Here is a 25,233-nt window from a genome sequence, read left to right as displayed (position 1 = left end):
GTTGCGGTGGACGGGAGGCGTCTTCCGGGCGGGGAACTACCAGGGCGGGGCTACTTGGGCTTGGGCGCCGGAACATCCGGGCCGACCCACGGGCTGACCGGATTTCCCATCCAGTATGTGGCGGCCGGGACCGTTTCGCCCCGCATCACGAGTGATGCAGGGCCCACCGTCCCGCCGTTGCCGATCCGGGCCCGCGGCAGGATGACCCCGTGCGGACCCATCGTGGCCCCGTCTTCGAGCGTAACAGTGTCGATGCTCATGACCCTGTCGTGGAAGAGATGGGTTTGGACCACGCAGCCGCGGTTGACCGTGGCGCTGCGGCCCAGGGTGACGAGGTCCGCCTCCGGCAGCCAGTAGCTCTCGCACCAGGTGCCAGCCCCGATCTTGGCGCCCAGGGCGCGCAACCACCAGACGAGGGCCGGGGTGCCGGATGCCGCGCGCGCGAACCATGGGGCGCTGACCATCTCGATGAAGGTGTCCACCACTTCGTTCCGCCAGATGAACGAACTCCAGAGCGGGTGCTCACCGGGGCGGATGCGTCCCACCAGGAGCCACTTCGCGACGACGGCGCTGCCGGCAGCGGCCGCGCCGGCCAGCAGGACCACGACGCCGCCCAGGAGGGCGGCTACGGCGTAGTTGAAGGTGCCGGCCAGCCAGTCCAGGGCCACGAGCACGGCCGCGGCGACGGCGACCGTGAGGACCACCGGGACAAAGCGGCAGAGCTCCCACAGGGCGCGGGCCAGTTTGAGCCGCAGGGGCGGCTGGAAGGTGCGGGTGTCATCGGAGGCGATGGCGGTCCTGCGCAGCCGCACCGGCGGGCTGCCCAGCCAGGAGGTCCCTGATTTCGCCTTCGCGGGGGTCGCGGAGAGGACCGCCACGAGGGAGTTCTTGGGCACGCTGCGCCCTGCGGCGGTCATGCCTGAGTTGCCGAGGAAGGAGCGTTTGCCCACCTTTGCCGGCGCGATCCTCATCCAACCGCCGCCGAGCTCGTAGGACGCGATCAGGGTGTCGTCGGCCAGGAAGGCACCCTCGCCCACGGTCGTCATTTTCGGGATCAGCAGAACCGTGGAGGCCTCCACGTTCCGGCCGACCCTGGCGCCGAGCAGGCGGAGCCAGACCGGCGTGAAGAGGCTGGCGTAGACCGGGAAGAGCAGGTCGCGGGCCAGGTCGAGGACCCGTTCCGTCGCCCACACCTGCCAGCCGATCCGGCTGCGCACCCGGTAGTAGCCGGGGCGCAGCCCGGCGCCGAGCAGGCGCGTGGTCGCGAGAACCAGGACCAGGTTGGCGCCGAACCACGCGAGCGCGGCCGGCGGGAGTGAGACGGCCAGCTGCGGCAGGGCCGCGGCCAGCGAGTCGCGGCCCTGGATGAAGAGGAACATCACCAGTCCGGCCGCAGCGGCGGACAGGTAGGGGATCAGGGCCAGGAGAGCCGAGGCGGAGGCGAAACCGGCAAACCAGAGCCGGTCGATCAGATGGTGCTCCGGTGGCGTCGCGGGCCAGCCCTGTTTGGCTTTGCCCCGGCGTTCTGCCGGGGAGCCGGCCACCAAATGGCCGGCCTTGACCCGGCCAAGGACGGCCGAACCCGGCTCCACCTGCGCCCCGGCGCCGATGCTGGCACCAGGCATGAGCGTGCTGCGGGCGCCGACGACGGCACCGGCGCCGATCCGGATCGCGCCGATGTGGACGGAGTCGCCGTCGATCCACCAGCCGGAAAGATCGACTTCGGGTTCGATGTTGCAGCCGTTGCCGAGCGTGAGCAGCCCGGTCACCGGCGGCAGCGAATGGAGCTGGACGTTGTTGCCTATCGTGGCGCCCAGAGCCCGGGCGTAGTAGGGCACCCACGGGGCGCTGGCGAGGCTGACGGCCCCGGCCAGGTCCTGGATTTGTTCGGCCAGCCACAGGCGCAAATGCACTCGGCCGGACCGAGGGTAGCTTCCGGGGGAGACATTGCGCAGCAGGAGCCGGGCCGCGGCCACCGAAATAGCCATCCGCCCGGCCGGGCTGACGAACACCAGCCAGGAGGCTCCCACCCACCACCAGGACAGGGTCGGCGCCGCGGTGAACCCGGCGAGGGACGCGAGCAAATTGTTCGCCACCATCAGGTAAGTCAGCCAGCGCATCCCGACGAGGATGTGCAGCGGGACACCCAGCAGCGTCTGGACCCACTGGGCGCGGCGGGACGTGGGACGGACCGAACGCTGGCCGGCCGCCGGGGCCCCGCCTTCCGGGAGGGACTGGCGTGCGGTGTCGATCAGGGCGCCGATCCGGGGCGTGGCGTAGATATCCGCCACCGTGATCGTCGGGTAGCGGACCCGCAGCGCGGAGACCAGCTGGGCCGCGGCCAGCGAGCCGCCGCCGAAGGCAAAGAAATCGGCATCGAGGTCCGAAACGGTCCCGCCCAGGACAGCGCTCCACTGCTCGACGATCCAGCGGGCGTCCTGCGGGAGGTCCATGGGCGCCGCCGCAGTGTCCGCCGCCCCCGGGCCGGTCAGCGGCCACGGCAGTGCTTGCCGGTCCACCTTGCCGCTGGTTTTGGTCGGTAAGGCGTCCACGACGGTGAGCAACGGGATCAGCGGGGCGGGCAGGGTGGACGCGAGCAGCAGCCGGGCGGCTGCCAGGTCCAGTTCCCTGCCGTCGGCCGGTGCGAGGTAGCCGACCAGCACCTGGTTCCCGGCCGCCGTCGTCCGCACCGCTGCCGCCGCCCCGGCGACGTCGGGCAGCGACTGGAGGGCGGCGTCGATTTCGCCGAGCTCGATCCGGCGCCCACCCAGTTTGACCTGTTCGTCCGCGCGGCCGACGAAGAGCAGTCCCGCCCGCTCGTAGCGCACCAGATCGCCGGAGCGGTAGGCGCGGGACCAGCCCAGCGCCGGCAGGGGAGCATACTTCTCCGCGTCCTTGGCCGGATCGAGATAGCGGGCAAGCCCGACTCCGCCGATGATCAGCTCACCGATTCCGCCCTCGGAGACCGGCACCCCGTCGGAGTCGACGACAGCGAGGTCCCAGCCGTCGAGCGGTAGCCCGATCCGGACCGGTCCCGGGCCGCCCAGCGGCGCGGCGCAGGCGACGACGGTGGCCTCGGTGGGTCCGTAGGTGTTCCAGACTTCGCGTCCGTCCACGGCCAGCCGCTCGGCGAGTTCGGGCGGGCAGGCTTCGCCGCCGAAGATCAGCAGTCGGACGCTTTCGAGCGACTCCACCGGCCACAGCGCCGCGAGAGTGGGCACCGTGGAGACCACCGTGATGCCGTGGTTGATGAGCCAGGGGCCCAGGTCCATGCCGGTCCGGACCAGGGCGCGCGGCGCCGGGACCAGGCACGCACCGTGCCGCCAGGCGAGCCACATTTCCTCGCAGGAAGCATCGAAGGCCACCGAAAGCCCGGCCAGCACCCGGTCCTGGGGCCCGATCGGTTCGGCCTGGAGGAAGATCCGAGCCTCGGCGTCGGCGAAGGCGGCAGCCGAACGGTGCCGGACGGCGACGCCTTTGGGCGTGCCGGTGGATCCGGAGGTGAAGATGACCCAGACATCGTCGCCTGGGACCGGCTCCCTGGCGGCCGGGAAGGGCCGGGGACGGCCGGAGTCCGTGACGATCGTCCCACCGGCACGCAGCACGCCGGCAACGCCGGCCTCGCCGAACACCAGCGAGGCCCGCTCCTCGGGGTCGTCGGCGTCCACCGGAACATAGGCGGCCCCGACGAACAACACCGCCAGGATGGAGATGTAAAGCTCGTTGGTGCCCGAGGGGATCCGGACGCCGATCTTGTCGCCCGCGCCCAGCCCGGCCAGGTGCAGCTTCCTCGCGGTGGCCCGGACCTCGTCCATCAGCTGGGCATAGCTCAGGGAGCGTCGGCCGTCGTCGAGCGCGGAGGCGTCCGGAAAGCGGTCGGCGGTCTCCCGCAGGACGTCGACCAGGGTCCGCTCCGGCGGCGCCGCGAAGGCGCCCGGCAGCTGCGGCTGATAGGCGGCGCCGGCCGGGCGGCCGCCGCCCAAGGGAACGCCGACGGCCGGCGTTTGCTGCTCAATCACAGGGTGATTCTCCCTGCAGCAGATGAACGGAAGACATCGGTGCCACTCCAGGGCCGATTCAGGGGACCAGGATGACCTTGCCGGTGGTGCGGCGCTGCTCCAGGTCGGTGTGGGCTGCGGCGGCGTCGGCGAGATCGTAGCGGGCGCCGATCCGGACCTTGAGGCTGCCGTCCGCCACTGCGGCGAAGAGTTCGTCGGAGCGCCAGCGGCGTTCCCGCGCGTCGCGGAGGAAGTGCGTGATGGTCGGCCGGGTCAGGTAGAGCGAGCCGCCGGCGTTGAGCCGCTGCGGGTCGAACGGCGGCACCGGACCGGACGCGGCGCCGAAGAGCACAAGGGTGCCGCGGATCCGGAGCGCCGCCAGGGAATCGTCGAAGGTGTCTTTTCCGACGCCGTCGTACACCACGTGCGCGCCGGCGCCGTCCGTCAGCTCGCGCACCTTTGCGGCGAAGCCGTCATAGCGCAGCACGTGGTCCGCGCCGGCGCCGCGGGCCAGCGCCTCCTTCTCATCGGTGGAGACGGTGGTGATGACGTTCGCGCCCTTGGCCTTGAGCAACTGGATCAGCAGCAGGCCGACGCCGCCGGCGCCGGCGTGCAGCAGCACGGTCTGGCCCTCTTCCACCTTGAAGGAGGAGTTGATCAGGTAGTGCGCGGTGATGCCCTGCAGGGGGAGGGCAGCGGCGGTGTAGTCGTCGACGCCGCGGGGCACCGGCAGCGCCTTGTCCGCGTCCACGAGGGCGTACCCGGCGTAGCAGTTGACACCCTCAGCGGTCGCGACCCGGTCGCCGGCGGAGAAGTTGCTCACGCCGTCGCCCAGCTCCTCCACGGTCCCGGAGGCCTCGGAGCCCGGAGTGAAGGGGTACTGCACCTTGTAGACGCCGCTGCGCTTGTAGGTGTCGATGAAGTTCACGCCCGCGGCGGCGACCTCGATCAGCAGCTGGCCGGGCCCCGGAACCGGCCGGTCGACTTCTGCCAGCTCGAGGACCTCCGGTCCGCCGGCCTGCCGGGCGAGGATTGCGTGCGTCATGTGTCTCCTTCTGAAGTGTCAGGGCCTTTTGAAGCGCCAGCGCTCCGGGCGAGGAAGCTTCCTCGGCGCGGATCCTGAGACCATCCTAGGGACACCGGCGCGCCGGGCGCAGTATGCCCGGCGTGCCGCTAGTAACGGCGGGTAACGGTGGCCATTGGGCACTCGAAGTGGCGGCCCGCGGCGAGGCCGACGTCGTTGAGGTAGCGCACGATGATGCCGTAGGACTGCAGCAGGGTGGTTTCGGTGTACGGGACCTGGTGCTTGGCGCAGAACTCGCGGACGATCACGGCGGCCTTGTCCAGCTGGGGGCGTGCCATGTCCGGGAAGAGGTGGTGCTCGGCCTGGCGGTTGAGGCCGCCGAGCAGGATGTCCATGAAGCGGCCGCCGGAAATGTTCCGGGACGTGAGGACCTGGCGGCTGAAGAAGTCCACCCGGCTGTCAGCCGCAAGCACGGGCATGCCCTTGTGGTTCGGTGCGAAGGAGGCGCCCATGTAGAAGCCGAAGACGGCGAGCTGCACGCCGATAAACGCCAGTGCCATGCCCCAGGGCAGGAACGCGAAGGCGAGCACGGGCAGCAGGCTCAGCCGGGCCGCGAGGATGGGGATCTCCACCCAGCGGTGCGTGACCTTGGCGCGGCGGACGATGAACCTGACCGAATCGATCTGCAGGCCCAGGCCCACGAGGAACAGCAGCGGGAAGAAGAACCAGCCCTGCTTGCGGGTCAGGAAGGAGAACCGTCCCTGCCGGGTCGCCGCGGCTTCGGGGAAGAAGGCGATCGCGCCGGTGGCGATGTCCGGATCCTTGGAAATCACGTTCGGGTGGTTGTGGTGCGCGCCGTGCTTCTGCTCCCACCAGGAGTAGCTGATGCCGGCCACCGACGTGGCCAGCAGCCGTGCGGCCCAGTCGTTGGCGCGGCGGGAGGCGAAGATCTGGCGGTGCCCGGCCTCGTGGGCCAGGAAGCTCAACTGGGTGCAGAGGATACCCAGGGCTGCCGCGATGAGGAGCTGGAACCAGCTGTCCCCGATCAGCGCGAAGCCGAACCAGGTGGCGGCCATCAGCAGGGCCAGGATGGAAAACACCGTCACGTAGAACCCGGTGCGGCGTTCCAGCAGGCCTTCGGCCTTGACGCGCTTCAGCAGTTCCGAATAGCTCAGGACGACGGCGTTGGGCTGCCGGACCCGCGGCTGCGGGTGCGCCGGGGAGTCGGCGGAAAGTGTGGTGGAGGGGGTCATGAAACGCATGCCTCGTAACTGTTACGGGCAACGCTGCAGCCGACATTTGCGGCCGCACGGTCTGGATCACCCTCTACCCAGCATACGCTGACGGTTTCGTCCGCGTCCGGACACGGACTTGGACATGGCCGCGCGCATGCATAAATATCGGGCTCTATGCATAGTCTTGCTGTACACTCGGTGCTATGACTATTTCTGTTGCCGTCTCCGGCGCAAGCGGCTACGCCGGCGGCGAGGTATTGAGGCTCCTGGCCGGTCATCCCGACGTCACCATCGGGGCCATTACCGCGCACAGCAACGCCGGTTCCAGACTAGGGGAATTGCAGCCGCATCTCCATGGCCTGGCGGACCGCATCCTCGAAGACACCACCGTGGAAAACCTGGCCGGACATGACGTCGTGTTCCTTGCCCTCCCGCACGGGGCGTCCGCCGAGATCGCGGCGCAACTGCCCGCCGGCACGGTCGTGATCGACGCCGGCGCGGACCACCGGCTGGAGGATCCGGCGGCGTGGGAGAAGTTCTACGGATCGCCGCACGCCGGCACCTGGCCCTACGGGCTGCCCGAGCTGCCGGGCCAGCGCGAGGCACTGCGCGGCGCCACCCGAATCGCCGTGCCCGGCTGCTACCCGACGTCGGCCCTGCTGGCCCTCACCCCGGGCTTCAGCAACCACCTGCTACAGGCCGACGACGTCGTGATCGTTTCCGCTTCCGGTACGTCCGGGGCCGGCAAGGCCGCGAAGGTGAACCTGATCGGCGCCGAGGTGATGGGTGCGATGAGTCCCTACGGCGTCGGCGGCGGGCACCGGCACACCCCGGAGATCGAGCAGGGGCTGTCCAAGGCGCTGAACGGGCCGGTGACGGTGTCCTTTACCCCCACGCTGGCCCCGATGAGCCGCGGCATCCTCACCACGGCCACCGCGAAAGTCCGGCCGGGCGTGACTGCTGAGGAACTGCGCCGCGCCTGGGCCGAGGCGTACGACGAGGAGCCGTTCGTGCACCTGCTGCCGGAAGGCCAGTGGCCCTCCACCAAGTCCGTGCAGGGCTCCAACCACGCCGTGATGCAGCTGGCCCTCGACGGACACACCGGCCGCGTGATCGTCACCTGCGCCATCGACAACCTCACCAAGGGGACCGCCGGCGGCGCCGTGCAGTCCATGAACATTGCCCTCGGCCTGGCGGAAACCGCCGGCCTCGACCTCCAGGGAGTCGCACCGTGAGCATCACCGCCCCCAAGGGATTCCGCGCTGCCGGGGTCAAGGCCGGCCTCAAGGCCTCCGGAAACCCGGACCTGGCCCTCGTGGTCAACGACGGCCCCAACAAAGCCGCCGCCGCCGTCTTCACCTCGAACCGGGTGGCCGCCGCGCCCGTGCACTGGTCCCGCGAAGTCATCAAGGACGGCCGGGTGGACGCCGTGATCCTCAACTCCGGCGGCGCCAACGCCTGCACCGGCCCGCAAGGCTTCCAGAACACCCACACCACCGCCGAAAAGACCGCCGAGGCACTCGGGGCCTCAGCGACGGACATCTTCGTCTGTTCCACCGGCCTGATCGGCGAACAGCTTCCGATGGACAAGCTCGTCCCCGCGATCGGCGTCGCAGCCGCGGAATTGAACGCCGACGGCGGCCCGGCAGCGGCTGCCGCAATCATGACCACCGACTCGGTGTCCAAGCAGGCGGTCTTCACCGGCGCCGACGCCGAGGGCCGGGAATTCACCATCGGCGGCATGGCCAAGGGAGCCGGCATGCTTGCCCCGGGCCTGGCCACGATGCTCGTGGTCCTCACCACGGACGCGGAGGTCCAGCCCGAACTGCTCGACGTCGTGCTCCGCGACGCCACCCGCGTCACCTTCGACCGGGCCGATTCGGACGGCTGCATGTCCACCAATGACACTGTGGTGCTGCTCGCCTCCGGCGCCACGGGCGCCGTGCCCTCCGCCGTCGACTTCGGCAAGGGGCTCACCCAGGTGTGCGCGGAACTGGCCCGCAAACTGATCGGCGACGCCGAGGGTGCCAGCCACGACATCGCCATCCGTACCTTCAACGCCGCGAGCGAGAAGGACGCCGAAGTGGTCAGCCGGGCCGTGGCCCGCTCCAACCTCTTCAAGACGGCGATCTTCGGCAAGGACCCGAACTGGGGCCGCGTGCTGTCCGCCGTGGGCACCACGGACGCGGCCTTCGAACCGGACCAGCTGAATGTCTCGATGAACGGTGTGCAGATCTGCCGCAACGGCAGCATCGGCGAGGACCGCGGCCTGGTGGACCTGGAGCCGCGCGAAGTCCTGGTCGAGATCGACCTGCAGGCTGGCGCCGCCGAGGCCACGATCTGGACCAACGACCTGACGCACGAGTACGTCCACGAAAACAGCGCCTACTCCAGCTAAGGGAATGACGAACGACATGAGCACCCAGACCCGCGAGACCACTTCCATGGCCGACGCGCAGGGCAAGGCCGGCACCCTGATCGAGGCGCTGCCCTGGATCCAGCGCTTCGCCGGAACCACCATGGTGATCAAGTATGGCGGCAACGCCATGGTCAACGACGAACTCCGCCGCGCCTTCGCCGAGGACGTCGTCTTCCTGCACCACGTCGGCATCCACCCCGTCGTGGTGCACGGCGGCGGCCCGCAGATCAACGCCATGCTCAGCCGGCTCGGCATCGAATCCGAGTTCAAGGGCGGCCTGCGCGTCACCACCCCCGAGGCCATGGACGTGGTCCGGATGGTCCTTACCGGCCAGGTGGGCCGCGAGCTCGTGGGCCTAATCAACTCGCACGGGCCCTACGCCGTCGGGATGTCCGGCGAAGACGGCGGACTGCTGCGCGCCGTCCGCACCGGCACCGTGGTGGACGGCGAAGAGGTGGACCTGGGCCTCGTCGGCGAAGTCGTCGGGGTGAACCCGGAAGGCATCCTGGACATCGTGGCGGCCGGCCGGATCCCGGTGATCTCGACCGTCGCGCCGGAGATCTCCCCGGACGGGTCCACCACCGGGCAGGTACTCAACGTCAACGCGGACACGGCTGCGGCGGCGGTCGCGTCGGCCCTGGGTGCCTCCAAGCTGGTCATCCTGACCGATGTCGAGGGCCTCTACGCCAACTGGCCGGACAGGTCATCGCTCATCTCGTCGCTGACGGCGTCGGAGCTGCGCGAGATGCTCCCGCGTCTTGAATCCGGCATGATCCCGAAGATGGCGGCCTGCCTGAAAGCGATTGACGACGGCGTCGAGCGCGCGCACATCGTGGACGGCCGGCTGCCGCACTCGATGCTGCTGGAAACCTTCACGACCGCCGGCATCGGCACCCAGGTCGTCCCGGACGAGGAAGTGAACGCATGAACGAAACTGTAGGCGCGAGCCCGACCGGCGATGGGGCCCCCGCCCGCTTCGCGGTGCCCGACCACACCCGGGCCCCCATCGCCGGCCGGGCTCCGACAGCTTCCGTTATGACTGGCGAAAGTAGCGGCGCGCAGTGGCTGTCCCGCTACTCGTCCTCGCTGCTTGGCGTCTTCGGCACCCCGCAGCGCGTACTGGTCCGCGGCGCCGGCTGCCTCGTCTGGGACGCGGACGGCAAGGAATACCTGGACCTGCTTGGCGGCATCGCGGTCAACGCGCTGGGCCACGCCCATCCCTTCGTCACCTCGGTGATCTCCAGCCAGTTGGCCACCCTGGGCCACGTCTCCAATTTCTTCACCAGCCCCACCCAGATTGCCTTGGCGGAGAAGCTGCTGGAAATTTCCAAGGCACCGGCCGGGTCCAAGGTGTTCTTCGCCAATTCCGGCACCGAGGCGGTCGAAGCGGCGTTCAAGCTGGCACGGCGGAATGCTGGCGTCAGCCAGACAGACACGGACGCGCAGCCGCGGACAAAGATCATCGCCCTCGAAGGCGCCTTCCACGGCCGCACCATGGGCGCCTTGGCCCTCACCTCGAAGGAAGCCTACCGGGCGCCGTTCGCGCCGCTGCCCGGCGGCGTCGTCCACGTCCCCTTCGGTGACATCGACGCCCTCCGCGCCGAGATCGACGACACCACCGCCGCGGTCTTCCTCGAACCCATCCAGGGCGAGGCGGGCGTCCGCCCGCTGCCCGCCGGCTACCTCCGGGCCGCCCGCGAAGCCACCAGCGCCGCCGGCGCCCTGCTGATCCTGGACGAGGTCCAGACCGGCATCGGCCGCACCGGCAAGTGGCTGGCCAGCGAAGACGCCGGAATCGTTCCCGACGCCGTGACCCTCGCCAAGGGCCTGGGCGGCGGGTTCCCGATCGGCGCCCTGCTCACCTTCGGCCCCGAGGTGTCCGCACTGCTGTCCGCCGGCCAGCACGGGACGACATTTGGCGGCAACCCGGTCGCCACCGCGGCCGCCCTGGCCACCCTGCACGTGCTGGAGAACCAGCAGGTGCTCGCCCACGTCCGGGAGGTGGGGGAGCACCTGCGCACCGGGCTCGCCGGAATCGCCGGCGTCACCGAAGTCCGCGGCGAAGGCCTGCTGATCGGCTTCGACCTCGACGCCGACGTCGCCCCCGCCGTCGTCACCGCCGGACTCGACGCAGGATTCATCGTCAACAGCCCCGGCCCGCACACCATCCGGCTCGCGCCGCCGCTGATCCTCACCGAGGCCCAGGCCGACCGCTTCCTCGCCGCCCTGCCGGCCCTCCTCCAGACCGCAAAGGACGCCCAGTGACCGCCTCCATGACCGCATCCGTGCCGACCCGCCACTTCCTCAAGGACACGGACCTCACCCCGGCCGAGCAGGCCGAGGTCCTGGACCTCGCCCTCCGGATGAAGGCGGCCCCGTACAGTGTCCAGCCCTTCGCCGCGGAAGGCAGCGGCCGCAAGACCGTGGCCGTGATCTTCGACAAGACCTCCACCCGGACCCGTGTCTCCTTCGCCACCGGCATCGCGGACATGGGCGGCAACGCCCTCATCATCAACCCGGGCGAAGCCCAGATCGGCCACAAGGAGTCGGTTGAGGACACCGCCAGGGTCCTCGAACGCATGGTTTCCACCGTCGTGTGGCGGACCGGGGCGCACGCCGGCCTCGTCGCGATGGCCGAACACTCGCGCGTCCCGGTGATCAACGCCCTGTGCGACGACTACCACCCCTGCCAGCTCCTGGCCGACCTGCTGACCGTCAAGGAGCACAAGGGCACGCTGGCCGGCCTCACCATGAGCTACCTCGGCGACTCGGCCAACAACATGGCCAACTCCTACCTGCTGGCCGGCGTCACCGCTGGCATGCACGTGCGCATCTCCGGCCCGGAGGGCTACCTGCCCGCGGCGGAGATCGTCGCCGCCGCGGAGGAGCGCGCCGCGGAGACCGGCGGCTCGGTGCTGGTCACCGTGGACGCCGCGGAGGCGCTCCGCGGAGCCGACGTCGTCGCCACCGACACCTGGGTGTCGATGGGCCAGGAGGACGAGAAGGAGGCCCGGCTGCAGCTGTTCCGCGACTACTCCGTGGACGAGGACGCGATGACGCTTGCCGCGCCGGACGCCGTCGTGCTGCACTGCCTCCCGGCCTACCGCGGCTACGAAATCTCCGCCGGCGTGATCGACGGCCCGCAGTCCGTGGTCTGGGATGAGGCCGAGAACCGGTTGCACGCGCAGAAAGCCCTGATGGCCTGGCTCATGCACCGCTCCGGCCTGGCAGTTGTTGACGGGCTCGCGCCGGTTGACGGGCTGGGCTGATGTCCGTCCAGCCCGCCGCCCAGGGGGCCAGCCCGGCCACCAAGACGGCCCGGCAGGCGCGGATCACCGCGATCCTGACCGGCGAATCCGTCCGCTCGCAGGCCGAGCTGGCGGCCCTGCTCGCGGACGACGGCGTCCAGGTCACCCAGGCCACGCTGTCCCGCGACCTCGTGGAGCTCGGCGCCGTCCGGGTCCGCGGCAAGGAAGGCGTGCTCGTGTACGCCGTGCCGGGGGAGGGCGGGGAACGCGCGGCCAAAAGCGGCGTGACGCAGGAAATCCTCGACGCCCGGCTGGCGCGGCTCTGCGGCGAACTGCTCGTCACGGCCGAGGCCTCCGCGAACCTTGTGGTGCTCCGCACCCCGCCGGGCGCCGCGAACTTCCTGGCCCTCGCGATCGACCACTCGGTGATGCCCTCGATCCTCGGCACCATCGCCGGGGACGACACCGTGCTGCTGGTCACCCGCGACCCGGCCGGCGGCGCCGCGGTCGCCGCCCGTTTCCTGTCACTGGCCGAAGAGGCCGGCCAATGACCCCCACCCGTGAACTTTCACCAGAGACCCCAAGAACCCAACAACTAAGGAGCATTTGAAGTGACTGAGCGTATTGTGCTGGCCTACTCCGGTGGCCTGGATACTTCCGTAGCCATCGGCTGGATCGGTGAAGCGACCGGCGCCGAGGTCATTGCCGTGGCGGTCGACGTCGGACAGGGCGGCGAGTCGCTGGAGACCATCCGCCAGCGTGCCCTCGGCTGCGGCGCCGTCGAAGCCTACGTGGCCGACGCGTCCGACGAGTTCGCGAACGAGTACTGCATGCCCACCCTGAAGGCGAACGCCCTCTACCAGGGCCACTACCCGCTGGTCTCCGCAATCTCCCGCCCGGTGATCGTCAAGCACCTGGTCAAGGCCGCCCGCGAATTCGGCGCCACCACTGTGGCCCACGGCTGCACCGGCAAGGGCAACGACCAGGTTCGTTTCGAGGTCGGCATCCAGACCCTCGGCCCGGACCTGAAGTGCATCGCCCCGGTCCGCGACCTCGCCCTGACCCGCGACAAGGCCATCGCCTTCGCCGAGGAGAAGGGACTGCCGATCGAGACCACCAAGAAGAACCCGTACTCGATCGACCAGAACGTCTGGGGCCGCGCCGTCGAGACCGGCTACCTTGAGGACATCTGGAACGCCCCCACCAAGGACATCTACGACTACACCGCCACCCCGGAGTTCCCGCCGGCCCCGGATGAAGTCACCATCTCCTTCGAAGCCGGCGTGCCGGTCGCAGTCGACGGCGTCAAGGTCACCCCGCTGCAGGCCATCAAGGAACTGAACCGCCGCGCCGGCGCCCAGGGCGTCGGCCGGATCGACGTCGTCGAGGACCGCCTGGTCGGCATCAAGTCCCGCGAAATCTACGAGGCCCCCGGCGCGATGGCGCTGATCACCGCGCACAAGCACCTCGAGGACATCACGATCGAACGCGAGCAGGCCCGCTTCAAGGCCACGGTCGGCCAGCGCTGGTCCGAGCTGGTCTACGACGGCCAGTGGTTCTCCCCGCTCAAGCGCTCCCTGGACGCCTTCATCGAAGACACCCAGCGCTACGTCTCCGGCGACATCCGCATGGTGCTGCACGGCGGCCAGGCGATCGTCAACGGACGCCGCTCAGAGACCTCGCTCTACGACTTCGACCTCGCCACCTACGACACCGGCGACACCTTCGACCAGTCGATGGCCCGCGGCTTCATCGAGCTGTGGGGCATGTCCGCCAAGGTTGCCTCCGGCCGCGACATCCGCGTCGCAGGAAAGTAGCCCCTGTGGCTGAGTCGGAATCCACCAAGTCCGAGGCTACGAACACGGGTGCGTTGTGGGGCGGCCGGTTCGCCGGCGGCCCCGCCGACGCCCTCGCGGCGTTGAGCAAGTCCACGCACTTTGACTGGCGGCTGGCCCGCTACGACATTGCCGGGTCCCAGGCGCACGCCCGCGTGCTGCACAAGGCCGGTCTGCTGGACGACGCCGAGCTTGAAGGCATGCTGGACGCCCTGGGCCGGCTGGATGCGGACGTCGCCTCCGGCGCCTACACCCCGGCCGAGTCCGACGAGGATGTGCACGGTTCGCTGGAACGCGGCCTGATCGAGCGTGCCGGCAGCCAGCTGGGCGGCAAGCTCCGCGCCGGCCGGTCCCGCAACGATCAGGTGGCCACGCTGGGCCGGATGTTCCTGCGCGACCACGCCCGGATCATCGCCCGCGGCGTCCTCGCCACGATCGACGCGCTGATCGGCCAGGCCAAGGAGCACCGCGGGGTGGCCATGCCCGGCCGCACCCACCTCCAGCACGCCCAGCCGGTCCTGCTCAGCCACCACCTGTTGGCCCACGCCTGGGCGCTGCTGCGCGATGTGCAGCGGCTGGCCGACTGGGACAAGCGCGCCGGGGTCTCGCCCTACGGCTCCGGCGCCCTCGCCGGTTCCTCGCTGGGCCTGGACCCGGAGGCCGTCGCGGCGGACCTTGGCTTCAACTCGGCCACGCACAACTCGATCGACGGCACCGCCTCCCGCGACGTCTTTGCCGAGTTCGCGTGGGTGTCGGCGATGATCGGCGTGGACCTGTCCCGGGTCTCGGAGGAAGTGATCCTGTGGGCCACCAAGGAGTTCTCCTTCGTGACCCTGCACGACTCCTACTCCACCGGCTCCTCGATCATGCCGCAGAAGAAGAACCCTGACGTGGCCGAACTGGCCCGCGGCAAGGCCGGCCGGCTGATCGGCGACCTGACCGGGCTGCTCGCCACGCTCAAGGGCCTGCCGCTCGCGTACAACCGCGACCTGCAGGAGGACAAGGAACCGGTCTTCGACGCCGCCGACACCCTGGAGCTGCTGCTCCCGGCCGTGTCCGGCATGATCGCGACCCTGAAGTTCAACACCGAACGGATGGAAGCGCTGGCACCCCAAGGCTTCGCACTGGCCACGGACATTGCCGAATGGCTGGTCCGGCAGGGAGTTCCGTTCCGCGAGGCGCACGAGCTCTCCGGCGCCGCCGTGAAGCAGGCCGAAAGCCGCGACGTGGAACTCTGGGACCTGACGGACGAGGAATACGCCGCCATCTCGGAGCATTTGACCCCGGAGGTCCGCACGGTGCTGTCAACCGAGGGCTCGCTCAACAGCCGCAACTCGCAGGGCGGCACCGCGCCGGCCGCCGTCGAACGCCAGCTGCTGGCGCTCGAGGCGGAGCTCGACGGCGTGCGCGCGTACGCGGGGTAGCACTTCGACACCCGCGAGATGGGGCCCACACCCGCAGGGTCCCCTGACCGAGCTTGCGAGGTTAGGGGGCGGGTGGGGACACTTCGCGGCAATGTTTTTCGTAAACACTGCCGCGAAGTGTCATCTCGTGGCGCTTAAGGTGGGTGCATGAGCGAATCGTTCCGCCAGTTCCTGCGTGCCCTGCCCGACTTCCCGGACGTGCTCCCGGACTTCGACCCGGCGACGGCACCCGAGGACCCGGGGGAACTGTTCCGGCAGTGGCTCGCCGAAGCCCTGGCGGCCGGAGTTCCGCAGCCCAACGCCTGCAGCCTGGCCACCGCCGACGCACTCGGACGTCCGTCCTCGCGGATGCTGATCCTCAAGGACATCGACGACGACGGCTGGCACTTCGCGACGTCCCGCCAGTCGCGCAAGGGCCGGGAACTGGCAGAGAACCCGAGCGCTGCGCTGAACTTTTTCTGGCAGCAGCAGGGCCGCCAGGTCCGTGTGGCCGGCCAGGTTGTGGCGCTCTCCGCGGAAGCCTCCGCCGCCGACTGGCACGATCGGCCCGGCGCCGACGGCAGCGAGAACCCCAGCTGGCAGCTCTACGCGCTCCGGCCCCGCGAACTCGAATTCTGGCAGGCCCGGCATGACCGGCGGCACATCCGGCACCGCTACGGGGCGCGCTGAGACGGCTCAGCCCAGTTAATCACCGTTAATCCGGAGGCTCCGTTAGGATGGGCGCCATGACCTCAATCACCCCTGAAAACCTGCTGGAGGAACTCCGCCGCGCCGCGGACGTCGTGACCGGAATCGCCGCCAAACTCAACGACCAGGACGTCCTGGCCGCGTCCGAACTCCCTGGCTGGACCCGCGGGCACGTGCTGGCCCACCTGGCCGGAATCGCCAACGCGATGGCCCGCCAGGTTGAGTACGCCGGCCGCGGCGAAAGCATCGAACTCTACGACGGCGGCTTCGAGGGACGCACCCGCGCCATCGAACTGGCGGCCGGCCACAGCGCTGAGCAGCACCGGGCCGCGCTGGCCGCGGCCTTCGAGCGGGCCCTGGGCGCCTTCGGTGCGCTGGAGGCGGCGGGCTGGCGGGAGCCGATCAGTTACCGCGGCGGCGTTGTGTTCGACGGCGGCCTGGCGCTCTGGCGCGAACTCACCATCCATGCCACGGACCTGGGCACCGGCCGCGGCCCCGAAACGTGGAGCAAGCCGTTCTGCGGGCATCTCTTCGAGTTCCTGGCCGCCCGGGTGCCTGAGGGCGAGCGTTTTGTGCTCCAGCCGCTCGGCCTGCCCTCCGTCGCGATCGGCGCCGCCGGCGGACGCTCCACCGCCATCAACGGCATGCTCACCGACATCGCGGCGTGGCTGGCCGGCCGCACCCCCACCCTGGGGAGCCTGCGCGCCACGGCAGCGGCCGACGGCGTCGAGCTGCCCGCGCTGTTGCCGTGGCCCGCGGGCGTTCCAGTGACGAACTAGGCCCGCACGGCCAGGGCCAGCTGCCGTTCGCGGTCCAGCAGGCTCTTTTTGATGGCGAGTCCCCAGCGGAACCCGCCCAGGCTCCCGTCGGTGCGGATCACCCGGTGGCATGGCACGAATAGAGCGGCCGCGTTGAAGGCGCAGGCGCTGGCCGCCGCCCGGACGGCCTTCGCGTTGCCGGACAGTTCCGCGTACTCGGTGTACGTCACCGGATGCCCCGGCGCCACGGTCCGCAGCATGTCCCAGGCATGGCTGCGGAAGGGGCCCGATTTCTGCAGCACCGGGACTTCCATCGCGGCTCGCGGGTTGCCGGCGTAGAACTCCTCGACGGCGGCCGAGATGCCGCGCAGTTCCGACACTGGTTCGTAGCCGCCGGGCAGCAGGTCCGGGTGGATCTGGCCCGTGAGTTCGCCGGGCACCGCGGTCCAGCCCGAGGCCAGCACCGCGCCGTCCCGGGCAATGATGGTGAACGGACCGTCCGGGGTGGAGATGGTCAAAAGCTGGGCTTTCATGTCGTCACTTTCTTCGAAGCTGCTGTCTTGGGCCGGGCTGACTTGGTCCGGGCTGCCATGGTCCGCGCTGCGGACTGGGCCGCTGCGGCCGCACGCCAGAGGTGCATGGTGGCGTAGGAGCGCCAGGGACTGACCTCCCGAAAATCGGGAGAGAGCGAATCGGGGGCGATCGGGTCGGCGGGCAGGCCATCCGCAGCCGCGGCGGCGCCACCGGCGTTATCGTCTGACGCCTGCGCCAGCGAGCGGATACCATTGCGGACCGCGGCGTCGTTGGCCAGGAAAACGTCCGGGGCGCCGATCACGCGCATCGCGACATAGCCCACAGTCCAGGGCCCGACGCCGGCCAGCGGCAAGAGCTTGGACTGCAGGCCGGCGAGGTCGTCGCCGTAGCCAAAATCCAGGTCACCGGCGGCCATTGCCGCGGCGGCGGCACGGACCGAGTCGATGCGGCGCTGAGGTCCGCGCAGCAACTGGAACCCGGTGTCCGCGATGTCCGCCGCCGTCGGGAAGAGCCGGTGCAGGCCGTCCGCCGGAACCAGGCTCTCGCTGCCGCACGCGGAAAGCTGGACCAGGGCCGTCCTCGCAGCCGCCACGGTGATCTGTTGGCCGATCATGGCGCGAATCAGCAGCTCCTGCGGATCCACGGCCCCGGGCATCCGCATGCCGGGGGCGGCGGCAACGCTGGCCGCCAGCCGCGGATCGGCGGCGAGGGAGGTATCGATCGCGACCGGGTCGGCGTCGAGATCCAGCAGGCGCCGCACCCGGCTGAGCAGCGAGGCCAGGTCCCGCAGGTCCACGGCCCCAATCGTCAGCCTCAGGGGCCGGCCCGGGGAGCCGGCGTCGTAGTCCACCCGGAAGCGGGCGTCCCCGTGCGCCAACCGCAGGGTCCGGGCATAGGAGGTGGAGCTTCCTTCCTCGATGCCCGGAATGGCTCGGACGGCCAGGAATGCGAACACCCCAGGATCGAACGGCTCCCGGTACGGCAGGTTCAACGTAAGCGCCGTGGAGGCCACCGCCGTCCGGGCCGTCGCCTGCTGGTGCCGCGCCGTGGCCCGCAGTGCCGAGGGGGTCATGGCAAAGACCTCGGTGATGGTCTCGTTGAACTGGCGGACGCTGCTGAAGCCCGAGGCGAATGCGATGTCGGCGGCCTTCATTGAGGTGGAGACCAGCAGGGTCCGGGCGGTCTGCGCACGGCTGGCCCTCGCCAGCGAGAGCGGGCCGGCACCGAGTTCGTGGCTGAGGATGCGGTTGAGCTGGCGCGAGGAGTAGCCGAGCTGCGAGGCGAGCCCTTCCACGCCGTCGCGGTTGATCACGCCGTCGTTGATCAGGCGCATGGCCCGGCCGGCGATGTCCGAGCGGACATTCCACGCCGGGGTGCCCGGCACGGCTTCGGGGAGGCAGCGTTTGCATGCCCGGTAGCCTGCGTCATGCGCGGCGGCGGACGTCTCGTAAAAGGTGACATTGCCGGCCTTCGGGGTCCGCGCCGGGCAGGAGGGCCGGCAGTAGATGCCGGTGGTGCGGACAGCGGTATAGAACTGCCCGTCGAAACGGGGGTCCCGGGCATCGATTGCCCGGTAGCGCTGCCAAAAGTCCATGGCTCCATCCTGCCAGCTTCCGGCGGACCTCTGCTAGCGGAAATCGGACACGGCCGTGAGGGGCCGCTATGCCGCGATTCAGGGGTTTGTTAAAGTCGGAGGATGGATTCCAGCCTGACGCCAGACGCCCTGCGCGGGCTGCTGTCCGCCGACGCCCGAACCGTGGCCCCGCTGCTGCTCGGCGCAGTGCTGACGCACAGCAGCCATGGTGGGCCGGTAGCGGTGCGGATCACCGAGGTCGAGGCCTATCTGGGGCCGGAGGACTCGCTGCACCCTGATCCCGGCTCGCACACTTTCCGCGGCCAGACCCGGCGGAACGCCCCGATGTTCGGCCCGGCGGGGCACCTCTACGTCTACTTCACCTACGGGATGCACCATTGCGCCAACATCGTCTGCGGCCCCGAGGGGGTGGCCTCCGCCCTGCTCCTGCGCGCCGGTGAAGTCGTGGTCGGGGAGGAAGTGGCCCAGGCGCGGCGGCCGACGTCGAAAGCCCCGAAGGACCTCGCCAGCGGTCCGGCCCGCTTCGCCACCGCCCTGGGACTGACGACGGCGGACAGCGGCCGCGACGCGCTCAGTGCACCGTTCCGGCTCGAGCTCCCGGCCGTGCCGGCGGCCGCGATCAGTTCCGGGCCGCGGGTGGGCGTCTCCGGCGCCGGCGGCACCGACGACTACCCGTGGCGCTTCTGGCTCAGCGGCGACCCGACTGTATCCCGTTACAAGGCCGCGAAGGTCCGAACGGCTTAGCCGGCAATCATGGGCGAAGGCAAGCGCGGGAAGCCAGGCAGCGAGCTCGAACGGCTGGTGATCTTTGAGCAGCTCGCCGCCGAGTACTTCCGGATGGTGGCGCTGTTCCAAGCCGACGCGGAGCCGCCGGCGGTGCCCTCCAGCGCGGGTGGGACAGAGGGGGAGCGCCGGCATTGGATCGAGCTTTTTCGGGCCGCACTGCTGCGCAAATTCATCGTGCGCGACGAACACGTTTCACTCAAGCTGGTGGTGAGGGCACTCCGCCTCTGCAACTACTCGGCGGACCGACACCTGACGGAAGGCACGGAACACGTGGTTGAGCTGTTCACCGCGGAGATGGTCCAGGGACGTCAACGTGTGCTGCCAGGGCCCGGCCATGACGAAGTGCCGGCCCCGGATGAAGGGCCGGACCGCTTCGAGGACGTTCTCTATGGACGGCTTTTGCACGGCGACGCCGACCGCTTCCGCCGGTCCGGTTGGGCAAACGACTACGCCCGCCTCAGCGCCGCAGCGGACAGCCGGTTCGACGCGGAGCACGCGCTCGCCAAGGCGCTGGAACTCGTCAGGTACGGATTTGCCCATGACCTCTTGCGGTCCCCGGAAGCAGCGAGTGACGCGGCCGGGCCCCCGACGCCCGGGCCCCCGACGGCCGGAGGGTAGGCCGGTAGCCCGCGGCCGGAACGGCCGTTTGCTACCAGCCAGTAAGATTGATGGGTGAAACAAAGCGAGCAGGGCCAGCCCCAGACCAGCAACGCAATCCCGGTGGACGAGCTGATCGCCAGCCTGTGCGCCACCGTCCCTGACTACCCCAAGCCGGGAATCATCTTCAAGGATCTGACCCCGGTCTTCGCCGACGGGGCCGCCCTCAAGGCTGTAGTCGATGCGCTGGTGGCGCCCTTCCACGGCCAGTTCGACGCCGTCGCCGGGGTGGAAGCCCGGGGCTTCCTGTTGGCTGCGGCCGCCGCCTACGCCACGGACACCGGCGTCGTCACCGTCCGCAAGGCCGGCAAGCTGCCGCGCGAAGTGGTCTCCGAGGACTACTCGCTGGAATACGGCACCGCCACCCTGGAACTGCACAGCTCGGACCTGGCGCCGGGTACCCGGGTGCTCATCCTCGATGACGTCCTCGCCACCGGCGGCACTTTGGGCGCAGCCTCCCGGCTGTTCGAACGCTGCGGCGTCGAGGTGGCTGGCGTCGGCGTCGTGATGGAGCTCGGCGACTTGAACGGCCGCGCGGCCCTGGCCGGCCACCGCATCCACTCCCTGCTGAACCTCTAGCGGCCGGCAAACGCCTCGGTAGAATGCCTGCAAAAAGTCCAGTCTGATGAAAACTGACATATTTCGGGAGCGAACACCGAAATGGTTGTAGAATGGTTGGTCTGTCTTTTTCGATAGGGGAACGTTCGATGCACGACGCTGATTTGGCCCATGAACGCGACTATGTAGCCGGACTGTATGCCCGGCTGGATGAGCTGCGGGCGGAGAAGCGCGCCCAGCTCGCCCAGGTTCGCCGCGCCGGTGCCGTGGGCACCATGCAGAACGTCTCCGAGCGGGACGCGTTCGCCGCACTCTACGAGGACCGCCTCGCCCAGCTCGACGCCGTCGACGACCGCCTCGTGTTCGGCCGCCTCGACCTCGACTCCGGGGAAGCCCAGTACATCGGCCGCATCGGCCTGACCACCGAGGACCTGCAGCGGCTGATGGTGGACTGGCGGGCGCCCGAAGCCGGCCACTTCTACCAGGCCACCGCCTTCGACCGTCAAGGTGTACGCCGACGCCGGCACCTGATCCTGCAGGGCCGCGAAGTCAAGGCCATCGAGGATGACGTGCTCGACGCCGACATGCTGGCCGACAACGCCTCCCTGCAGGGCGAAGGCGCGCTGCTCGCGGCCCTGAACTCCAAGCGCACGGGCCGGATGTCGGACATCGTGGGCACCATCCAGTCCGAGCAGGACCGGATCATCCGTTCGTCCATCTCCGGGGCCCTCGTGGTCCAGGGCGGACCGGGTACCGGCAAGACCGCCGTCGCCCTGCACCGTGCCGCCTACCTGCTCTACACCCACCGGGACCGGCTCAAGACCGCCGGCGTGCTGCTGGTGGGCCCGTCGTCGTCGTTCATGAACTACATCGAACGGGTGCTGCCGTCCCTGGGCGAGACCGGCGTCGTGATGGCCAGCCTGGGCCGGCTGATGCCCGGCATCCACGCCGTTGCCGAAGACGATTCAGACGTCGCGGCGATCAAGGGCCGGCTCGACATGGCCGAGGTCGTCGCCAACGCGGTCGCCAACCGGCAGCGGATCCCGGCCGAAAACCGTGTCCTCGAAGTGGACGGCCGCAAGCTGGTGCTGACGCCGAGGCAGGTCCGCCGTGCCCGCGAAAAGGCGCGCGCCACCGGGAAGCCGCACAATGAGGCCAGGGTCTCCTTCGTCAAGATCCTGCTGCGCGAACTGACCGAGCAGATGACCGAACTGGTCGAGGCCAGCAGCATCGGCAACAACGCCGACCGTTCCTACCTCGCGGAGGACGTCCGTTCGGCGCGGGACGTGCGTGTGGCCCTGAACCTGTGCTGGATGCCGATGACCCCGGAGAAGCTGGTGGGCGAGTTGCTGAGCAAGCCCGCCATCCTCGAGGCCTGCACCCCGAACCTCAGCGCGGCCGAACGCGCCCGACTGCTCCGGCCGGCCGGTTCGCCGTGGACCGAGGCCGACGTGCCGCTGCTGGACGAGGCCGCCGAACTGCTCGGCGAACTGGATCCGGCTGCCGGCCGTGGCCTGGCCCAGCAGGAGCACGACCGGGCCCGCGACCTCGCCAACGCCAAGCAGACCCTGGTCAACATGGAAACGGCCGGGGTGGATGTCCTCATCTCAGCCGAAGAACTTGTGGACCAGAACCAGGAACGCGAGGCGCGGCTGACCGCGGCGGAGCGGGCCACGAGCGACCGCAGCTGGGCGTTCGGGCACATTGTGGTGGACGAGGCGCAGGAGCTCTCGCCCATGCAGTGGCGGCTGCTGGTCCGCCGCTGTCCGCTGAAGTCCTTCACGATTGTCGGCGACATCGCCCAGACGAGTTCGGTGGCCGGGGCGAAGTCCTGGCAGAGCGCGCTGGCCCCGATGTTCGGGGACCGCTGGCAGCTTGAGGAACTCACCGTCAACTACCGCACCCCGTCGCAGATTGCCGAGGCGGCGGCCCGGATGGCCAATGCCGCCGGACTCGTCGTCTCCGCGCCAAAGGCAGTCCGCGAGGGACGCTGGTCGCCGGTGATTGATCGCGTCGAGCCCGGGGCGATCGTGGACCGGCTCCTTGAGGTGCTCCCCGAGGAACTGGACGCGCTCGACGGCGGCCTGCTGGCCGTGATCGCCGACGGCGGGCTCCTGCCGGAGGCCACCGCCGCGTTGCGCGCAGCGTACGGCCGCCGCGTCGGCACGGGCGCCGGCAGCTACGAGCAGGACATTGTGGTGATCAGCCCCCGCGAGGCCAAGGGCCTGGAGTTCGACGGCGTCGTGGTGCTGGAACCGTCTGCCATGCTCAACCACGAGCACGGCCGGGTAGGCGATCTGTACGTCGCGATGACCCGCCCCACCCAGCGCTTGCGGCTCATCGCGGCTGCTCCCGTACCGGCAGGCATCGAAGACTGAGGCTCCCCTCCCCGGTGGCGGCGGCCTGGGTTGCCGCCCCGGACGCTGCGGCTGTGCCGGGCCCGTCACGACGGCGCCGTCGCGCCCGGCGCCGTCACGAGCTGGAGCGGGGCCGTCCGGCCCTGTCGATCCTGCTAACTTAGATTCCGTGTCCCAGCTAAATGATCTTCAGTCCCAGCAGAACGACCCCGGCTTCGCCAACATCTGGCAGGAGCTGAAATGGCGCGGCCTTGTCCACGTTTCGACGGACGAGGCGGAGCTGGAGAAACTGCTCGCCGGCGCCCCCGCAACGTACTACTGCGGCTTCGACCCCACCGCGCCAAGCCTGCACCTGGGCAACCTCGTGCAACTGCTGCTGATGCGCCGGCTCCAGCTGGCCGGGCACAAGCCCCTCGGGTTGGTGGGAGGTTCCACCGGACTGATCGGTGACCCCCGGCAGACCGCCGAGCGGGTGCTCAACACTCCGGAGACCGTGGCGGAATGGGTCGGCCGGCTGCAGGGCCAGGTCCAGCGCTTCCTCAGCTTCGAGGGCGATAACGCGGCCCGGATGGTCAACAATCTCGACTGGACCGCCCCGCTGAGTGCCATTGATTTCCTGCGCGGCATCGGGAAGCACTTCCGCGTCGGCACGATGATCAAGAAGGACATCGTTGCCACCCGCCTGAACTCGGATGAGGGGATCAGCTACACCGAGTTCAGCTACCAGATCCTGCAGGGCATGGACTACCTGCAGCTGTTCCGCGACTACGGTTGCGTGCTGCAGACCGGCGGCTCGGACCAGTGGGGCAACCTCACCAGCGGCACGGACCTGATCCGCAAGGTGGAGGGCAAGCACGTCCACGCGCTGGGCACGCCGCTGATCACCAACTCGGACGGCACCAAGTTCGGCAAGAGCGAGGGCAACGCGATCTGGCTGGACGCGGAGATGTGCAGCCCGTACGCCTTCTACCAGTTTTGGCTCAACACCGCCGACGCCGACGTCGCGGCCCGCCTCAAGGTCTTCACCTTCCTCAGCCGCGCCGAAATCGAAGCCCTCGAAACCTCGGTTGCCGAGCGCCCGTTCGCACGTGTTGGCCAGCGGAAGCTTGCCTACGAGGTGACCTCGCTGGTGCACGGCGTCGAGGCCACCGAAAAGGTCATTGCCGCCTCGGCAGCCGTGTTCGGCGGCGGGGACCTGACCGCACTGGACGCAGAGAGCCTCAAGGCCGCGACGGCGGAACTGCCCTCCGCCACCGTGGACGGCTCCGGGCTCGGCATCATTGACCTGCTGGTGGCTACCGGGCTCTCCGAAAGCAAGTCCGCGGCCCGGCGGACCGTGGGGGAGGGCGGGGCTTACGTGAACAACACCAAGATCTCCGACCCCGACGCCGTCATCGCGGCCGACGAACTGCTGCACGGGCGCTACCTGTTGCTGCGCCGCGGCAAGAAGAACCTGGCAACCGTGGAGGTTTCGGGAGCCTAGCCGGCACTGCACGGCTAAGCAGCGGTTCAGCCTCATGCACGCTCCCCTCCGGTCGATTTGCACGGCCGCAGGGGAGCGTGTATTGTTTTCTGAGTCGCCGCCGTTGAGCGGTGACCAACCCCCAACAAAAAAGAAGCAATTCTTCCTGCGCAAGATGTGGGAAAGCGAAATTGCTTCGCATTTTGGTGGGCGGATTCGCTTCTTCGGAGTGAATTTCGGAAGAACTTCCGGGTTTGCAAAGTGGAAATGAATGAAATAAGCTAAATACATCGCAGCGAAGAAATGCGGAACAAAAAGAAATTCACTGATGTGAATTGTTTCGAGAAGTATTCGAATGTGCCTGTTGTTTGAGAACTCAATAGTGTGCCAAGTTTGTTGATACCAATTTTGTATTGAATTGGTTGATTGTGCCGGGCCTGCCACCCCGTGGTTGGGTCCGGTGTTTTTAGCTGGTTTCAAATTTTGTGCATTGTGTTTATCCCGTTTTCCGGGGTTGCATGGTGTGTCTGTTTTACTTCAACGGAGAGTTTGATCCTGGCTCAGGATGAACGCTGGCGGCGTGCTTAACACATGCAAGTCGAACGATGATCCGGTGCTTGCACCGGGGATTAGTGGCGAACGGGTGAGTAACACGTG

General features: G+C 69.2%; 20 protein-coding genes and 1 rRNA gene. 16 read left to right on the top strand and 5 right to left on the bottom strand.

Annotated features, from left to right (window positions below):
* Positions 1-50 precede the first annotated feature (50 nt).
* The 3 genes from AC1DBD_RS13400 to AC1DBD_RS13390 all read right to left on the bottom strand — a co-directional run bounded on the left by AC1DBD_RS13400 (position 51) and on the right by AC1DBD_RS13390 (position 6,275).
* Entirely contained in the window at positions 51-3,983 is a 3,933-nt protein-coding gene (locus AC1DBD_RS13400) for a Pls/PosA family non-ribosomal peptide synthetase (RefSeq protein ID WP_476982364.1), read from the bottom strand.
* 94 nt (positions 3,984-4,077) lie between these two features.
* Positions 4,078-5,043, bottom strand: coding sequence for a quinone oxidoreductase family protein (locus tag AC1DBD_RS13395; RefSeq protein WP_476982306.1), 966 nt, complete (start codon positions 5,041-5,043; stop codon positions 4,078-4,080).
* A gap of 128 nt (positions 5,044-5,171) precedes the next feature.
* Positions 5,172-6,275 (bottom strand): fatty acid desaturase family protein, encoded by a 1,104-nt coding sequence (locus tag AC1DBD_RS13390; RefSeq protein WP_476909771.1) that lies wholly within the window; start codon positions 6,273-6,275, stop codon positions 5,172-5,174.
* Positions 6,276-6,460: 185 nt separating this feature from the next.
* On the opposite strand from AC1DBD_RS13390, the gene argC reads away from it, so the two are divergent.
* The 10 genes from argC (at position 6,461) to AC1DBD_RS13340 (ending at position 16,649) form a co-directional block, all read left to right on the top strand.
* Positions 6,461-7,492 carry an N-acetyl-gamma-glutamyl-phosphate reductase gene (argC, locus tag AC1DBD_RS13385; protein ID WP_476982305.1) on the top strand — a complete coding sequence of 344 codons (1,032 nt, stop codon included), beginning with the start codon at positions 6,461-6,463 and terminating at the stop codon, positions 7,490-7,492.
* Positions 7,489-8,655 carry a bifunctional glutamate N-acetyltransferase/amino-acid acetyltransferase ArgJ gene (gene argJ / locus AC1DBD_RS13380; protein ID WP_441419433.1) on the top strand — a complete coding sequence of 389 codons (1,167 nt, stop codon included), beginning with the start codon at positions 7,489-7,491 and terminating at the stop codon, positions 8,653-8,655. The genes argC and argJ overlap by 4 nt, the downstream gene beginning before the upstream one ends.
* A 16-nt stretch (positions 8,656-8,671) precedes the next feature.
* Positions 8,672-9,604, top strand: a complete 933-nt coding sequence (gene argB / locus AC1DBD_RS13375; RefSeq protein WP_441419434.1) for an acetylglutamate kinase — start codon at positions 8,672-8,674, stop codon at positions 9,602-9,604.
* A gap of 107 nt (positions 9,605-9,711) precedes the next feature.
* Complete coding sequence (locus AC1DBD_RS13370; protein ID WP_476982304.1) at positions 9,712-10,941, top strand: acetylornithine transaminase; 1,230 nt, start codon at positions 9,712-9,714, stop codon at positions 10,939-10,941.
* A gap of 8 nt (positions 10,942-10,949) precedes the next feature.
* Positions 10,950-11,945: an ornithine carbamoyltransferase gene (argF, locus tag AC1DBD_RS13365; RefSeq protein WP_441419456.1), complete on the top strand. Its 996-nt coding sequence runs from the start codon at positions 10,950-10,952 to the stop codon at positions 11,943-11,945.
* Positions 11,945-12,475, top strand: a complete 531-nt coding sequence (locus AC1DBD_RS13360; protein WP_441419436.1) for an arginine repressor — start codon at positions 11,945-11,947, stop codon at positions 12,473-12,475. The genes argF and AC1DBD_RS13360 overlap by 1 nt, the downstream gene beginning before the upstream one ends.
* Positions 12,476-12,535: 60 nt before the next feature.
* The gene (locus AC1DBD_RS13355; RefSeq protein WP_476893570.1) at positions 12,536-13,741 is read left to right on the top strand and encodes an argininosuccinate synthase; all 1,206 of its coding nucleotides are present in this window, start codon (positions 12,536-12,538) and stop codon (positions 13,739-13,741) included.
* A 5-nt stretch (positions 13,742-13,746) separates the two neighbouring features.
* Positions 13,747-15,183 carry an argininosuccinate lyase gene (gene argH / locus AC1DBD_RS13350; protein WP_441419437.1) on the top strand — a complete coding sequence of 479 codons (1,437 nt, stop codon included), beginning with the start codon at positions 13,747-13,749 and terminating at the stop codon, positions 15,181-15,183.
* Between the two features lie 147 nt (positions 15,184-15,330).
* Positions 15,331-15,852, top strand: a complete 522-nt coding sequence (locus AC1DBD_RS13345; protein WP_441419438.1) for a pyridoxine/pyridoxamine 5'-phosphate oxidase — start codon at positions 15,331-15,333, stop codon at positions 15,850-15,852.
* A gap of 56 nt (positions 15,853-15,908) precedes the next feature.
* A complete protein-coding gene (locus tag AC1DBD_RS13340) occupies positions 15,909-16,649 on the top strand; it encodes a maleylpyruvate isomerase family mycothiol-dependent enzyme (RefSeq protein ID WP_476982303.1) in 741 nt (246 codons plus the stop codon).
* On the opposite strand, the gene AC1DBD_RS13335 is transcribed toward AC1DBD_RS13340, so the two are convergent.
* Both AC1DBD_RS13335 and AC1DBD_RS13330 read right to left on the bottom strand, forming a co-directional pair.
* Positions 16,646-17,161, bottom strand: coding sequence for a methylated-DNA--[protein]-cysteine S-methyltransferase (locus tag AC1DBD_RS13335; protein ID WP_441419440.1), 516 nt, complete (start codon positions 17,159-17,161; stop codon positions 16,646-16,648). The two genes, AC1DBD_RS13340 and AC1DBD_RS13335, sit on opposite strands and share 4 nt — an antisense overlap.
* Positions 17,158-18,756 (bottom strand): DNA-3-methyladenine glycosylase 2 family protein, encoded by a 1,599-nt coding sequence (locus AC1DBD_RS13330; RefSeq protein WP_476893568.1) that lies wholly within the window; start codon positions 18,754-18,756, stop codon positions 17,158-17,160. Before AC1DBD_RS13330 ends, AC1DBD_RS13335 begins: the two co-directional genes overlap by 4 nt.
* Positions 18,757-18,858: 102 nt before the next feature.
* Here AC1DBD_RS13330 and AC1DBD_RS13325 point away from each other — a divergent pair, with 102 nt between their 5' ends.
* The 6 genes from AC1DBD_RS13325 to AC1DBD_RS13300 all read left to right on the top strand — a co-directional run.
* On the top strand, positions 18,859-19,500 hold the full coding sequence (locus AC1DBD_RS13325) for a DNA-3-methyladenine glycosylase (RefSeq protein ID WP_476893567.1): 642 nt from the start codon (positions 18,859-18,861) through the stop codon (positions 19,498-19,500).
* Between the two features lie 9 nt (positions 19,501-19,509).
* Positions 19,510-20,160, top strand: coding sequence for a hypothetical protein (locus tag AC1DBD_RS13320; protein ID WP_476893566.1), 651 nt, complete (start codon positions 19,510-19,512; stop codon positions 20,158-20,160).
* 54 nt (positions 20,161-20,214) lie between these two features.
* Positions 20,215-20,778, top strand: coding sequence for an adenine phosphoribosyltransferase (locus AC1DBD_RS13315; RefSeq protein WP_476893565.1), 564 nt, complete (start codon positions 20,215-20,217; stop codon positions 20,776-20,778).
* Between the two features lie 128 nt (positions 20,779-20,906).
* Entirely contained in the window at positions 20,907-23,135 is a 2,229-nt protein-coding gene (locus AC1DBD_RS13310) for a HelD family protein (RefSeq protein WP_441419445.1), read from the top strand.
* A gap of 148 nt (positions 23,136-23,283) precedes the next feature.
* A complete protein-coding gene (gene tyrS / locus AC1DBD_RS13305; RefSeq protein ID WP_476893564.1) occupies positions 23,284-24,597 on the top strand; it encodes a tyrosine--tRNA ligase in 1,314 nt (437 codons plus the stop codon).
* 516 nt (positions 24,598-25,113) lie between these two features.
* A 16S ribosomal RNA gene (locus AC1DBD_RS13300) occupies positions 25,114-25,233 on the top strand; the annotation flags it as partial.

The organism is Arthrobacter sp. 10T419, from assembly GCF_056394105.1.
This window is presented reverse-complemented; position numbering and strand designations above follow the sequence as displayed.